Here is a 13,705-nt window from a genome sequence, read left to right on the forward strand (position 1 = left end):
AATCTCCGCTGACAATGGCGGGGATGGGCTCACGCCTATTTCCGCCCTTCGGTGGTTACGCTTTCACGTACCAGATACGATTGATGAACAGACAACGCTCCCCCGCCGGGGTTCGCACTTCTACCTCGTCATCTACCTGTTTTTTCAGCAAGGCCCGTGCCAACGGCGCATCAATACTGATATAGCTACGCTCGGCATCAGTCTCGTCCGGTCCCACCAGACGATAGGTCTCAAGATCACCGTGCTCGTTTTCCAGCTCAACCCAGGCACCAAAAAACACCCGACTCTGGTCTTCCGGAAGCCGCTCTACCACCGTCATGTCATCCAGTCGTTTGCTGAGAAAGCGCACTCGCCGATCGATTTCCCGCAGCTGCTTCTTGCCGTAAATATATTCCGCATTTTCCGAACGATCCCCCTGAGCGGCAGCCTCCTGCACGGCCTGGGTCACCTCGGGACGCTTGACCTTCCACAGATACTGCAGCTCATCGTTCAGTTTGCGGTAGCCTTCCGCGGTAATGTACTTGGAGGCGGGCTTGCCCTTCGGTCGCCAGCGGCCCATGGCTACACCTCAAAAATCCGTTCCAGCTCGCGCAGCCCCTTGAATTCCAGGGTGTTCCCGGAGGGATCCTGCACGAAGAATGTGCCTTGCTCGGCAGGCTGCCCCATAAACCGCTCGCGAGGCTTGAGCAGAAACGGCCACTGGTGTTCATGGATCCGCGCCGCCAGGGTTTCCCAGCTCGCAAAATCCAGCACCACCCCAAAGTGAGGCATGGGAACAGGATGACCATCCACCTCGCTGTAGCCCTGGATCGGGGTGAGACCCTCACCCTTGTGCAACGATAACTGGTGGCCGTGCAGATCGATATCGATCCAGTTCGGGGCATCGCGACCACGGCGACCACCCAGCACCCGGACATAAAAATCTGCCGCGTCTTCCAGATCATTTACCAGAAAGGCCAGATGAAAGGCCGGCTGTTTTTCCATCGTCTACGGCTCTTGCTAAACTCTCGTGATTGCGTCTGATGTCATCCCTACGACCCGGCCTCAGGCACCGCGCCTGTGGGGATCGTCCCGAAGCCCGGATTGCCATGCACACATGGCTGCCACCGGCAGGGTTCGCATCAGGCGCCCCATGTTACTAGAGGATTCCACCCCATGTCTGTCACCCGTGCCCCCTGGCCCGCCACCCGTCTGCGTCGTATGCGCCGCGATGATTTTTCCCGTCGTCTGATGCGCGAGCACACCCTGACCGTGGACGATCTGATCTACCCGGTCTTTGTGCTGGAAGGCAGCAACCAGACCGAAGCGGTGCCGTCCATGCCGGGGGTCGAACGCATGAGCATCGACCTGCTGGTCAAGGAAGCGGAGGAGCTGGCCAGGCTGGGCATTCCCGCCATGGCCCTGTTCCCGGTGACCCCGTCGGACGTCAAAACCCTGGACGGCCGCGAGGCCTGGAATCCGGAAGGGCTGGCCCAGCGCGCCGTGCGAGCGATCAAGGCAGCCGTGCCAGAGATGGGCATCATCACTGACGGTGCGCTGGACCCGTTCACTACCCACGGCCAGGACGGCATCATTGATGACAACGGCTATGTGCTCAATGACGAGACCGTGGACGCCCTGGTCAAACAGGCCCTGTCCCAGGCCGAGGCCGGCGCGGATGTGATCGCCCCGTCTGACATGATGGACGGCCGCATCGGCGAGATCCGCAACGCCCTGGAAGCCCACGGCCACATCCATACCCGCATCATGGCCTACTCCGCCAAGTACGCCAGCGCCTACTACGGCCCCTTCCGGGACGCGGTGGGCTCCGCCGGCAACCTGGGCAAGGCGGACAAGACCACCTACCAGATGGACCCGGCCAATTCCGATGAAGCCCTCCATGAAATTGCCCTGGATCTGGCCGAAGGGGCCGACATGGTGATGGTCAAACCCGGCATGCCCTATCTGGACGTGGTGCGGCGGGTGAAGGACGAGTTCAAGGTACCGGTGTATGCCTATCAGGTCAGTGGCGAATACGCCATGCACATGGCGGCCTTCCAGAACGGCTGGCTGGACCAGGACAAGGTCATGATGGAATCCCTGCTGGCGTTCAAGCGCGCCGGGGCCGACGGTATTCTTACCTACTTTGCCAAGGCCGCCGCCATCAAACTGAACGGCTGATTTGCCAACCCGGGCCGGTGCGGCCATATAATGCATGCACACTTTATCCGGAGTTTTCGCATGAGCCGCCAACGCCCTACCCCCGATCCCGAGCAGGTCGGCCTGCAATGCGCCGCCCTGCACTCCCGGGTGTTTTCCCGGCTGGTGACCCGGCTGTTCAATAGCAGCCTGGCGGACAGCGGCCTGCGCATCACCCAGTTTTCCGTGCTCAATGCGATCAAGGCGCGACCGCCGGAATCCATTTTCCAGCTGGCGGAACTGCTGGGCATGGAGCGTACCTCCCTGCAACGGACCGTGGACAAACTGATCGACAACGGTCTGGTGCAGGCAGCCCCCACCGGCAACAAACGCGCCCTGGGCCTGAGCCTGACCGCAGACGGTGAAGCACGCTACCAGCAAGCCCTGCAGGGCTGGCAGCACGCCCAGCAGCAATTCGAGTCGCTGGTCGGTGCCGCCAACTGGGCTGACATCGCCCGTGAATTGCGCGGTTTCAGCCGCCAGGTCAAGCAGACACTCTGACGGCCGCCGCCGGCTGCACAAACGCCTCAATGGCGGCATGGACCTGGGACGCCTCCAGCAACCGCCGATGCCCGAGCCCCTGGGTCTGAAACAGGCTGGCATGGGGTAGCGCCTGATGCAGACGCAGGGCATCACTAAACGGGACTTCCCGATCCAGCGTGTCGTGGATCACCAGCACCTCACTCTCGATGCCACGCCCCCGGCGCGCAATATCCAGCACCTCATAACCGATCCCGACCCGGTCCGCCATGGCGTCCAGCAACCCCTGCCGGGCACGGGCGCCGAAGCGAAGAAAACTCGCCATGCGACCGACCACCGCGCGAAAGTCCGTTGGCGCCGAGATCAACACGGCCTGCGGAATTTCCGGGCGCTCCGCCAGCACAAAGGCCAACGCCGACGCCCCCATGGAATGCCCTACCACCAGATCCACCGGCTCTCCCATCTGTTCCAGCGCGGCTCTAACCGTCGTGATGAACTCCCCCACATTCGATGGTCCGTCCGCCACCACTCCGTGACCAGGCATTTCCAGCACGAAACAGGTCCAATCCGACGGATCGACGGTCTCCAAAAGCGCGTGAAACTGCGACACATCCCCTGACCAGCCATGCACAAACAGCGCCCGCCGTGGCCCGCCCGGGCGCACCCAGCATCGAGCGCGGGTCCCTACCGGCATGAACTCACCGGCATCCCGCAGGGCCGGATTGCTGTCACGACGGACCGCCGCCACCCGCGGCGTGGTCATCATCTTTAACGCCATGCGGCTGGCTCTGGCGGGAGCAATCCGGCTGAACAACGCCATCAAAATCAGGAACGCCTTCATCGTCTTCTCCTTGATGTATATACACTAAAAATGCGAAAGCGCTGCCACCCTGCAGGGAGGGCGGCAAGCATGACGCTTTATTTTAGTGTATTTACACTATACGGTATAAATCAAGTCGCTCGTCGGGAGGGATACACCGCAACGCCCCGCCCGGCCGTGCTGCAGCCAATGGCTATCGGCACAAAGTGGTTATGATTTCGCCGCTTTTATTCGCGCTGATACTTTTCTGAGATTGGGTCACTGACCCGAGGAGTCATGTTATGCGTACCCTGATACTGGTACTGGGACTTGCCATTTCCGCCATCGCGACCGCTGACGCCCGCGCGCCGACGGAAGAAGAGATGCAACAGCTAGAGACTGTGCAGCCTTCATGGATTTTTCAGGGGTAACCGACCCTGGTCACCCACAAAAAAACCGGCGCATGCGCCGGTTTTTTTTGTGGCCGATCCCTAGAAACGGTAACGGGCATTTGCCGTAATGGTACGGCGCTCACCGAAACCACAATCCGTACCGGCACTTCGGCACCAGGAAACGTACTCTTCATCCGTCAAATTCTGGACGTTCATGCTGAAATCCCAGTTCTGGATCCCATAGCCCAGCATCGCATCATACAATGTCTGGGACGGTACCTTCGGCGCGCCGCCGAAGCCCACATTGTCACCGATATAACGTACCCCGGCACCAAAGCGCAGACCATTTTCCAGCTCATACTTACCCCAGCCAGAAACAAGCCGGTCCGCCACGTAAGGCAACCGAACACCGCTATCGTCATCGATGGCCCGGAGGTCGGTCATACTGGCCTGAAGTTCCAGATTTCCCAGCATTTTCTTCACTTCCAGCTCCCAACCTTCAGACTTGGCGCCAACTTGGTCAACTGACTGCGGCTGCGACCCCTGGATCACGCGATTGGTTTCTTCGATGTAGAAGTAAGCGGCAGTCACGGAGAGATCTCCACTCTCACTCACGTATTTGACACCGGCCTCTTCCTGCTCACCTGTCGACGCATCGAGGCTTTCCCCAAATCCATCCGTTCCCAGATTCGGAGTAAATGACTGCGCATAGCTCAGGTAGGGGGACAACCCAAAATCAAAGTGATACATCAAACCCAGGCGGCCTGTGGTTTCTTCATCATCACTTTTGGTATCCGGCCCTGTAACCGCCAGAGTGGTATTGGTTGAATCATCGTGACGCAGCGCCCCGGAAATGGCGAAGTTGCCAATATCCATGTGGTCAATGAAGTAGACCCCGGTCTGCTTGATTTCGTTATCCGGACGGTCAGCGGGGTTCAGGGCCGCATAGTTCACATTGCCGTATACCGGGTTATAAAGGTTAATGGTGCCACCCTGGGCATAACCGTAGTAATAGTTGCTTTGCTCCCAGAGCGCGTCCTGCCGATCAACACCAACCGCCAGACGGTGGCGGGTCATGCCGAGATTCAGATCACCCTGAAGGCGAATATCAAAATTCGTTACCTCTGTGCCGGTATCCGCCATATAGATGGTACGCGCAGTGTCACCATTGGGCGCAACACCAAAACCAATCGATGCCCAGTGCTCACGGGTTTCCGCTTCAGAGGAGGTGTAACGGCCGGTGGCAGCGATGTTCCATTGCTCGTTCAGACGATGATCCACAAACAAGGTGACTTCATTTTTTTCGCGGTCATAACGATCCCAGCTAGGCTCCCCAACAAAAGTCTCCGTAGGAAGATCACCTCTCACCCCAGGCTCGATAGTCCCTTGGGCCGGAAGAAACTGGGCCGAAACGCCGCCTGAGTTTTCCTGGGCATTAAACAGCAGGCTAATACTGGTGTTATCCGTAGGCAGCCAGGTAATAGACGGCGCAAAAAGGAAACCGTCATCATCCACATGGTCCACCTGGGTACCGCTTTCGCGCTTCAGCGCCACCAGACGATAGAGTAACTTCCCGTCCTCTGAGAGAGGCCCGGTAACGTCTGCCGCCAACTGTTTGCGGTCATAGGAACCCACCTGCGCCCAGATTTCTCCCTGCTGCTCTGGCTTGGGGAGCTTCGAGACGGAATTAATGATGCCGCCCAATTCAGACTGGCCATACAGCACAGAAGACGGCCCCTTCAGGACCTCCAGCTGTTCCAGAGCATAGACATTGGTGCGCACACTGTTATAGCTGCCATAAATCGAGCGCAGCCCATCCAGATAAAAGGACGCATCCATTCCGCGTATCTTTGCCCAATCACCACGGGTATCAAACCCGAATGCACCGGCATAGACGCCCGAACTGTAAAGTAGGGCATCCTGAATATTCTTGGCCCCGGTATCACGAATAAACTCTTGATTTACAACACTAATGGCAAATGGTGTCTCTTCCACTGCCACATCCAGTTTGCCCGTTTTGGCGGTTTCCCTTTCAGTGATATATCCCGCTTCTTCAGCGCCCTCGGCGCTTACCTCTACAGCAGGAATCACATTGGTAGAGGGCTCTTCAGCGAGTACCGTCACAGGAAACAAAGAAAGCAGGGACATCCCTACCAGCGGCGCGCCCCAAATCGCGCGATATCGGCAAGTCATTGGCAAGCTCCAAAATATAAAAATACTAAAAACGATAACGATTCGCATTCTACACCTTTGCCGCGACACTGAAAAGTAAGCTTTGTCAGTCTGCTTCCCATGATTGAACCTGCCTCATTCTTTCCCCTTTGTTCATGCAGGATTAAGCTGGACAGGGGTGAATCCCGTTCCCTGTCATTACCGTGTCATATATATGTCATGGAATAGAGGGCCCTTGCGGTTCCGCTCAGGACGAGACCATGAATGACATTGCCAGCGAGCACAGCGCCATCGACCTCAATAACCCCGACTACTACTTCAACCGGGAATTGAGCCTGCTGCAGTTCAACCTGCGGGTGCTGGAGCAGGCCATGGACGACAACCACCCCTTGATGGAAAGGCTGAATTTTCTGCTGATTTTTTCCAGCAACATGGACGAGTTCTTCGAGATTCGTGTAGCGGGTCTGCGCAACAAGCTGGAAACCGGCACAGGTCAACCGGGCCCGGATGGCATGCTGCCGGCCGAGCTGCTCAGGGAAATCGGCCGCATCACCCATGAAGCAGTGGACCGGCAATATCACATCCTGAACAACATCCTGTTACCGGCACTGCGCGAGGAAGGCGTCGACTTCCTGCGCCGCGAAGATTGGACCGAAGCCCAGGCTGAATGGGTCAAAAAGTATTTTCGTGAGCAGGTCTACCCGGTTCTGACCCCCATCGCACTGGACCCATCCCATCCCTTCCCGCGCCTGGTCAACAAGAGCTTAAACTTCATCGTGCCGCTGGATGGGAAGGATGCATTTGGTCGCTCCACAGGACTGGCCATTGTGCCTGCTCCGCGCTCGCTGCCGCGCCTGATCCGCATCCCGGACGAAATCAGTGGCGACGGCGACGATAATTTTATTTTCCTTTCCTCCATGATCCATGCCCATGTCTCGGATCTTTTCCCGGGCATGAAAGCCACTGGCTGCTACCAATTTCGAGTGACTCGCAATGCGGATCTTGAAGTGGACGAAGAAGCAGAAGATCTGGCCAGCGCCCTGAAAGGCCAGCTACTTTCCCGTCGCTACGGAGACGAAGTACGCCTGGAAGTGGCTGACAATTGTCCACGGCATCTGATGCACTACCTGCTGGAGCAATTTGAGCTGGGCGAGGATGACCTCTACGAGGTGAATGGCCCTGTGAATCTGGCGCGGATGTTTACCAGCGTGGACCGGCCACGCCTGCACTACCCGCCCTTCACCCCGAAAATTCACCCCACGGTGAAAAAATCAGAATCCATCTTTGATGCCATTGACCAGGAAGACCTGCTGCTGCATCACCCTTTCCAGTCATTTCAGCCGGTCATTTCCCTGCTGGCAGAAGCTGCCCGTGATCCCAAGGTACTGGCAATCAAGCAGACCCTGTATCGCACCGGCACCAAGTCGGAAATTCTGGATCATCTGGAAACCGCAGCGCGCAACGGCAAAGAAGTGACCGCCATCGTGGAGCTGCGCGCTCGCTTTGATGAGGAATCCAACATCGAAGGGGCGCGCCGATTGCAGGAAGCCGGCGCCATCGTGGTGTACGGTGTGGTGGGCTACAAGACTCACGCAAAGATGTTGCTGGTCGTCCGCCGCGACGGGGATGGCATCAAGCGTTATGTCCACCTTGGCACCGGGAATTACCACACCAAGACCACCAAGCTTTACACCGACTACGGCCTGATGACCAGCGACAAATCTATAGGACAGGACGTACACAAAATCTTCCAGGAACTGACCGGCATGGGCAAGGCCGCCCGCCTGAAACAGCTCAAACATTCGCCCTTCACCCTGCATCCGTCACTGGTTGAATGGATCGAATTTGAGACAGTGGAAGCCCAGGCTGGTCGGCCTGCGCGCATCATCGCCAAATTCAACTCGCTGACCGAAGAAAAAATCATCCAGGCGCTCTATCGCGCCAGTCAGGCGGGCGTGCAGATTGACCTGATCGTTCGCGGCATCTGCTGCCTGAAACCGGGTATCGCCGGGCTGTCCGATAACATTCGGGTGCGCTCCATCGTTGGGCGCTTTCTGGAACACACCCGCATCTACCACTTCCACCATGCCGGCGAAGACCTGCTGTATTGCTCCAGCGCCGACTGGATGGACCGCAACCTGTTCAACCGGGTAGAAACCTGCTTCCCGATCAATCACCCGGCGCTGAAGAGCCAGATGCTGGAAGAAGGCTTGCAGTATTATTTGCGCGACAACAGCCGTGCCTGGTTACTGCAGCCCGATGGCAGCTACCAACGCGCCCAGCCGGCAGAGGGGGAAGAACGGTTTATGGCGCAGCAGACGTTGCTGGATACTTTGGGGTAGGGGCAGTCTCCACGCCGTTTATTCGCAGTGGAAACCGCTCCCACCCCTGACCGCACCGCCCCTGTCGGGCCTGCCAGCAAACGATAGGGCGAACACTCAGCTCAAGTTTAGCTCACAGCCCGCTTGCTGAAAGTACTCTTGCTCCTGCTCCAGATCGGCGAGGGTGAGAGGGTGTTCTTCCAGCCAGCCTGCCGGGAACGAGAGGGTCAGCTTGCGCTCAACCGCGGTGAGGCCAATATCGGGAATCGCTTCGTCGCAGCGGGCATGGTGCAGCCGCGCAGCGATGCGCAACACCAGGCACAGGCGCAACAGCGGCTCGCGCTCATCTTCAGGCACATCCTCCAGCGCCGATAGCGGAACCTTGCGGCGATGGCCTCGTACCAACACCGCTACCGCCTGCTGCTCCTGGCGTGAGAACCCCGGCAAGTCAGAATTGGTGATCAAGTAGGCGCCATGCTTGTGAAACTGGCTATGCGACACCGCCAACCCCAGCTCGTGCAGCAATGCCGCCCAGCGCAGAGAATCGGCCATGTCCTCACCCGCCAGTCCCCACTCGCTGGCAACCTGCTTAAGTAATGCCATGGCCGTATCGCACACCCGCTCAGCCTGGCTGCGCTCCACATGATGACGGTTCATCAAGGCCTGAATGCTACGGTCACGCACATCTTCATGACCAAACCGCCCCAACAGATCGTAGAGCAGCCCTTCGCGCAATGCCCCTGACGAGACCTCCATCTGCTCCAGCCCCAACTGTTCGAAAATACCGTACAGAATCGCCAGCCCGGACGGAAAAATCGGCACCCGATCCTCGCGCAACCCCTTGAGGGACAACCGCTCAAGGCTTTCCGCTTTCAGCACCTTCTTGCGAGCTTTCTTGAGCGCATCCAGCGTGATACCGCTCTCACACCAGCCATTCTCGACACAGACCTGGCTAATCGCCTTGATCGTCCCGGACGCCCCTACGCTTTGTACCCAACCGATCCGGCGGTAGTTGGCGTGAATCGACAACACTTCCTGTCGGGCCGCCGTGACGGCACGATCAAACGCTTTCTCGGTAAGCGCCCCTTCCGGGAAGAAGCGTTTGGCAAAACTGACGCAGCCCATGTGCAGGGATTCGGTTTCAGAAGGTTCAAAACGCTCACCGATAATCAGTTCGGTTGATCCGCCGCCGATGTCGACCACCAGACGTTGCCCGGCATCATCCGCCAGGGTGTGCGCCACCCCCAGATAAATCAGCCGGGCCTCCTCGCGGCCAGCCACAATTTCGATATCGTGCCCCAATACCTCCTCGGCACGGGCAATGAATTCCCGGGCGTTGCGCGCCTGTCTCAGGGTGTTGGTGCCTACCACCCTCACACTGCCTCGGGGAATCCCGGTAATCCGCTGAGCGAACCGCCCCAGACACTCGAGTCCCCGTTCCTGGGTATCGGCATCCAGTCGATTATCCTTGTCCAGGCCTGCGCCCAGCTGCACTTTCTCGGATAGCCCATCCAGAATCTGGATTTCCCCGTGTACCTGACGGGCCACCACCATATGAAAACTGTTCGACCCCAGATCAATGGCGGCCAGATGTTCGCCGTGCTCCATGCAAGCTCCTTCTTTCGTTGGGTCGATTCTAACCAAAAATCATGGCGTTACGATGTCATAGCCGCTAACTCTCGGGATTATTGACTGCGGTTGCTTGAAAATGCCCGGCCACACCCTGATATTATTCCCCAGCGCAACGGCCCTCGCCCGGGCCAGCCAATCCCTTTATAGCAGGAGAATTCAATGAGCGGCGAGATTATCAATGTGACCGATGCGGACTTCGAAGCCCAGGTCATCAATGCAGACGGCCCCGTGTTGGTCGATTACTGGGCACCGTGGTGTGGCCCCTGCAAAATGGTCGCGCCGATCCTGGAACAGCTGGCCGGCGAGTACGAAGGCAAGCTGACCATTGCCAAGATCAACATTGACGACAACCCTGAGACCCCCAAGAAATATGGGGTTCGCGGCATCCCCACCCTGAGTGTCTTCAAAAACGGTAACGTGGAAGCCACCAAAGTGGGCGCCCTGTCCAAGAGCCAGCTGACCGCTTTCCTGGACAGCACACTGTAAGATCGGAAACACCTTGTAACGCCCCTGTCTACTGACGGGGGCATTACATCCCACCAGACTCTAGACAGCCCCCTGTCAGAGTGGTAGATTCCAGAACCAGCTTTAAGTCAAGCACCCCCTTTTAGTAAGTCCTTCGGAACCTCTGGTTACCTTTTATTCCTGATGGCCCTCTAGGCTTGCCGGGCCAGATTCCGAAATAACCGGATTTTCATAACAACTGCGGCACCGCAGGTGGTGCATCCTCTCATTCATCCAAGACCAAAACAGACCGCCAATGAATCTTTCTGAACTGAAGCAGAAGCCGATTGGAGAACTTCTGGACATTGCCAAAGAACTCGGACTCGAGAATCTGGCAAGAACCCGCAAGCAGGACGTCATCTTTTCCATCCTTAAACGCGCTGCCAAAAATGGCTCCGACATTTATGGTGACGGCGTACTGGAAATCCTGCAGGACGGCTTCGGCTTCCTTCGTTCTGCTGAAGGTTCCTACCTGGCAGGCCCTGACGACATTTATGTCTCTCCGAGCCAGATCCGGCGCTTCAACCTGCGCACCGGCGACACCATTTCCGGGAAGATCCGCCCCCCGAAAGATGGCGAACGCTATTTCGCCATGCTCAAGGTTAACGAGATCAATTTCGACAAGCCGGAAAACGCAAAAAACAAGATCCTGTTTGAAAACCTGACGCCCCTGTTCCCCACCGAGCGTCTGGCAATGGAAATAGGCAACGGCTCCACCGAAGACATCACCACCCGGGTGATCGATCTGGTGGCCCCAATCGGCAAAGGGCAGCGCGGCCTGATCGTGGCCCCGCCCAAAGCCGGTAAGACCATGCTCCTGCAGAACATCGCCCAGTCCATCGCCCGCAACAATCCCGAAACCCACATGATCGTGCTGCTCATTGACGAGCGCCCGGAAGAAGTGACTGAAATGTCACGAACCGTGCGCGGTGAAGTGGTGGCGTCCACCTTTGACGAGCCTCCGGCCCGTCATGTTCAGGTGGCCGAGATGGTAATTGAGAAAGCCAAGCGACTGGTTGAGCACAAGCAAGACGTGGTGATCCTGCTGGATTCCATTACCCGTCTGGCCCGTGCCTACAACACCGTACAGCCCAGCTCAGGCAAGGTCCTCACCGGTGGTGTTGACGCCCACGCCCTGGAAAAACCCAAGCGCTTCTTCGGCGCCGCGCGAAACATCGAGGAAGGCGGCAGCCTGACCATCCTCGCCACCGCCCTGGTGGACACTGGCTCCAAGATGGACGAAGTGATCTACGAAGAATTCAAGGGCACCGGCAACATGGAGCTGCATCTGGATCGCAAGGTGGCAGAGAAGCGCGTCTTCCCGGCCATGAATATCAAGAAGTCCGGCACCCGTCGCGAAGAGCGCCTGGTAGGTGAAGATGAACTGCAAAAAATGTGGATTCTGCGCAAGGTTCTTCACCCAATGGATGAAATCGGTGCCATGGAATTCCTTATTGACCGCATGAAGCAGACCAAGACCAACCTGGAATTCTTCGAGTCCATGAAGCGCAAATAAGCAACACTGGAACACCATACGCAAAACCCCGCCCCGGCGGGGTTTTGTTTTATGGGCGCCGAACTCAACGATCTGGAGGGCGTCTGCGATCTTCTAAAACACGCTGGAACTATTTTGAGTTTTGCCCTCCTCGAAAGCGAGGTTCACCGCTCTCGACTCGCCGCTCACATCCAGCCTGCTATACTCGCTCAATTACTTTCCCCGGTTCCCCCTACCAACAAGGAACGCCATGAAATACCGCGATCTGCGTGACTTCATTACCCAGCTGGAACAGCGCGGGGAACTCAAGCGCATCACCGTGCCAGTGGACCCCAATCTGGAAATGACCGAAATCTGCGACCGCACCCTGCGTGCTGGCGGCCCGGCATTGTTGTTCGAAAACCCGAAGGGGTTCGGGACCCCGGTGCTGGGCAATCTGTTTGGTACCGAACGCCGGGTGGCGCTGGGCATGGGCCGGGAGTCACTGGAAGAGCTGCGAGAGCTTGGCGAACTGCTGGCGTTTTTGAAAGAACCGGAGCCACCAAAGGGCTTTCGTGACGCCTGGGATAAGCTGCCGGTGTTCCGCAAGGTCTTGAGCATGTCACCCAAGGTGTCCAGCAGCGGGCCCTGCCAAGAGAAAATCCTGGAAGGTGACGAGGTGGATCTGTACCAGTTACCGATCCAGACTTGCTGGCCCGGCGATGCCGGTCCGCTGGTCACCTGGCCGCTGGTGATTACCCGTGGGCCCCATAAGGAACGCCAGAACCTGGGCATCTACCGCCAGCAACTGATCGGCCGCAATAAACTGATCATGCGCTGGCTCAGCCACCGTGGCGGCGCCCTGGATTTTCAGGAATGGCAGCAAACGCATCCCGGCGAGCCGTTCCCGGTCTCGGTTGCCCTGGGCGCCGATCCTGCCACCATTCTTGGTGCCGTCACCCCGGTTCCAGACACGCTCAGCGAGTATGCCTTCGCCGGCTTGCTGCGCGGCTCCAAAACCGAACTGGTGAAATGCATCGGCAACGACCTGCAGGTGCCTGCCAGCGCGGAATTCGTCCTCGAGGGGCATATCTACCCGGATGAAATGGCCGATGAAGGTCCATTCGGTGATCACACCGGTTACTACAATGAAGTTGAGCGGTTCCCGGTGTTCACCGTAGAGCGCATCACGCACCGTCGCGACCCGATCTACCACAGCACCTACACCGGCCGCCCACCGGACGAGCCCGCGGTGCTGGGCGTAGCCATGAACGAAATTTTCGTGCCGATTTTGCGAAAGCAGTTCCCGGAAATCGTGGACTTCTATCTGCCCCCGGAAGGCTGCTCGTACCGCATGGCCGTCGTCACCATGAAGAAGCAGTACCCCGGCCATGCCAAGCGCGTAATGATGGGCGTGTGGTCGTTCCTGCGCCAGTTCATGTACACCAAGTTCGTGATCGTCTGCGACGACGACGTGAATGCCCGCGACTGGAAAGATGTGATGTGGGCCATCACCACTCGCATGGACCCGGCCCGCGATACCGTGATGGTCGAAAACACCCCCATCGACTATCTCGACTTCGCCTCCCCGGTGGCCGGCCTGGGTTCCAAGATGGGCCTGGACGCCACCAGCAAACTCCCCGGCGAAACCACCCGCGAATGGGGCCGCCCTATCAGCATGGACAAGGCGGTCAAGGAGAAGGTGGATGCGATGTGGGAGAGTCTCGGCATCGACAGTGAACAGTGAACAGTG

At 58.1% G+C, this 13,705-nt stretch carries 12 protein-coding genes; 7 read left to right on the forward strand and 5 right to left on the reverse strand.

All coding sequences use genetic code 11. From position 1 onward, the window contains the following. Window positions 1-55: 55 nt before the first annotated feature. Both greB and Q672_RS25860 read right to left on the reverse strand, forming a co-directional pair. Window positions 56-559, reverse strand: a complete 504-nt coding sequence (gene greB, locus Q672_RS25855; RefSeq protein ID WP_022985374.1) for a transcription elongation factor GreB — start codon at window positions 557-559, stop codon at window positions 56-58. Window positions 560-561: 2 nt separating this feature from the next. Continuing rightward, window positions 562-984: a VOC family protein gene (locus Q672_RS25860; RefSeq protein ID WP_022985375.1), complete on the reverse strand. Its 423-nt coding sequence runs from the start codon at window positions 982-984 to the stop codon at window positions 562-564. 171 nt (window positions 985-1,155) lie between these two features. Between Q672_RS25860 and hemB the strand changes: the two genes are divergently transcribed. Both hemB and Q672_RS25870 read left to right on the forward strand, forming a co-directional pair. Next, window positions 1,156-2,160, forward strand: a complete 1,005-nt coding sequence (gene hemB, locus Q672_RS25865; protein WP_022985376.1) for a porphobilinogen synthase — start codon at window positions 1,156-1,158, stop codon at window positions 2,158-2,160. Between the two features lie 60 nt (window positions 2,161-2,220). Next, entirely contained in the window at window positions 2,221-2,679 is a 459-nt protein-coding gene (locus tag Q672_RS25870; RefSeq protein ID WP_022985377.1) for a MarR family winged helix-turn-helix transcriptional regulator, read from the forward strand. On the opposite strand, the gene Q672_RS25875 is transcribed toward Q672_RS25870, so the two are convergent. Further along, window positions 2,663-3,499 (reverse strand): alpha/beta fold hydrolase, encoded by an 837-nt coding sequence (locus Q672_RS25875; RefSeq protein WP_022985378.1) that lies wholly within the window; start codon window positions 3,497-3,499, stop codon window positions 2,663-2,665. The genes Q672_RS25870 and Q672_RS25875 overlap by 17 nt on opposite strands. 260 nt (window positions 3,500-3,759) lie before the next feature. Between Q672_RS25875 and Q672_RS34405 the strand changes: the two genes are divergently transcribed. Next, window positions 3,760-3,888 (forward strand): hypothetical protein, encoded by a 129-nt coding sequence (locus tag Q672_RS34405; protein ID WP_022985379.1) that lies wholly within the window; start codon window positions 3,760-3,762, stop codon window positions 3,886-3,888. A gap of 60 nt (window positions 3,889-3,948) precedes the next feature. On the opposite strand, the gene Q672_RS25880 is transcribed toward Q672_RS34405, so the two are convergent. Next, on the reverse strand, window positions 3,949-6,042 hold the full coding sequence (locus Q672_RS25880; RefSeq protein ID WP_031226452.1) for a TonB-dependent siderophore receptor: 2,094 nt from the start codon (window positions 6,040-6,042) through the stop codon (window positions 3,949-3,951). Between the two features lie 239 nt (window positions 6,043-6,281). Between Q672_RS25880 and ppk1 the strand changes: the two genes are divergently transcribed. After that, complete coding sequence (gene ppk1 / locus Q672_RS25885) at window positions 6,282-8,363, forward strand: polyphosphate kinase 1 (protein WP_022985381.1); 2,082 nt, start codon at window positions 6,282-6,284, stop codon at window positions 8,361-8,363. A gap of 96 nt (window positions 8,364-8,459) precedes the next feature. On the opposite strand, the gene ppx is transcribed toward ppk1, so the two are convergent. Next, the gene (gene ppx / locus Q672_RS25890) at window positions 8,460-9,950 is read right to left on the reverse strand and encodes an exopolyphosphatase (RefSeq protein ID WP_022985382.1); all 1,491 of its coding nucleotides are present in this window, start codon (window positions 9,948-9,950) and stop codon (window positions 8,460-8,462) included. Window positions 9,951-10,133: 183 nt separating this feature from the next. Here ppx and trxA point away from each other — a divergent pair, with 183 nt between their 5' ends. The 3 genes from trxA to ubiD all read left to right on the forward strand — a co-directional run bounded on the left by trxA (window position 10,134) and on the right by ubiD (window position 13,699). Next, window positions 10,134-10,460 (forward strand): thioredoxin TrxA, encoded by a 327-nt coding sequence (gene trxA / locus Q672_RS25895; protein ID WP_022985383.1) that lies wholly within the window; start codon window positions 10,134-10,136, stop codon window positions 10,458-10,460. Window positions 10,461-10,734: 274 nt separating this feature from the next. Next, entirely contained in the window at window positions 10,735-11,994 is a 1,260-nt protein-coding gene (gene rho, locus Q672_RS25900) for a transcription termination factor Rho (protein ID WP_022985384.1), read from the forward strand. A gap of 229 nt (window positions 11,995-12,223) precedes the next feature. After that, the gene (ubiD, locus tag Q672_RS25905; RefSeq protein ID WP_022985385.1) at window positions 12,224-13,699 is read left to right on the forward strand and encodes a 4-hydroxy-3-polyprenylbenzoate decarboxylase; all 1,476 of its coding nucleotides are present in this window, start codon (window positions 12,224-12,226) and stop codon (window positions 13,697-13,699) included. Window positions 13,700-13,705: the final 6 nt, after the last annotated feature.

The sequence above is a fragment of the Alcanivorax sp. P2S70 genome, from assembly GCF_000475295.1.
GTDB classification, from domain to species: domain Bacteria; phylum Pseudomonadota; class Gammaproteobacteria; order Pseudomonadales; family Alcanivoracaceae; genus Alcanivorax; species Alcanivorax profundi.

Bases quoted from the DNA above. Each gene is read 5' to 3' on its own strand.
- greB (WP_022985374.1), bottom strand. From the start codon at position 559: ATGGGCCGCTGGCGACCGAAGGGCAAGCCCGCCTCCAAGTACATTACC.
- Q672_RS25880 (WP_031226452.1), bottom strand. From the start codon at position 6,042: ATGACTTGCCGATATCGCGCGATTTGGGGCGCGCCGCTGGTAGGGATG.
- rho (WP_022985384.1), top strand. From the start codon at position 10,735: ATGAATCTTTCTGAACTGAAGCAGAAGCCGATTGGAGAACTTCTGGAC.
- Q672_RS25870 (WP_022985377.1), top strand. From the start codon at position 2,221: ATGAGCCGCCAACGCCCTACCCCCGATCCCGAGCAGGTCGGCCTGCAA.
- ppx (WP_022985382.1), bottom strand. From the start codon at position 9,950: ATGGAGCACGGCGAACATCTGGCCGCCATTGATCTGGGGTCGAACAGT.
- hemB (WP_022985376.1), top strand. From the start codon at position 1,156: ATGTCTGTCACCCGTGCCCCCTGGCCCGCCACCCGTCTGCGTCGTATG.
- trxA (WP_022985383.1), top strand. From the start codon at position 10,134: ATGAGCGGCGAGATTATCAATGTGACCGATGCGGACTTCGAAGCCCAG.
- Q672_RS25860 (WP_022985375.1), bottom strand. From the start codon at position 984: ATGGAAAAACAGCCGGCCTTTCATCTGGCCTTTCTGGTAAATGATCTG.
- Q672_RS25875 (WP_022985378.1), bottom strand. From the start codon at position 3,499: ATGAAGGCGTTCCTGATTTTGATGGCGTTGTTCAGCCGGATTGCTCCC.
- Q672_RS34405 (WP_022985379.1), top strand. From the start codon at position 3,760: ATGCGTACCCTGATACTGGTACTGGGACTTGCCATTTCCGCCATCGCG.
- ubiD (WP_022985385.1), top strand. From the start codon at position 12,224: ATGAAATACCGCGATCTGCGTGACTTCATTACCCAGCTGGAACAGCGC.
- ppk1 (WP_022985381.1), top strand. From the start codon at position 6,282: ATGAATGACATTGCCAGCGAGCACAGCGCCATCGACCTCAATAACCCC.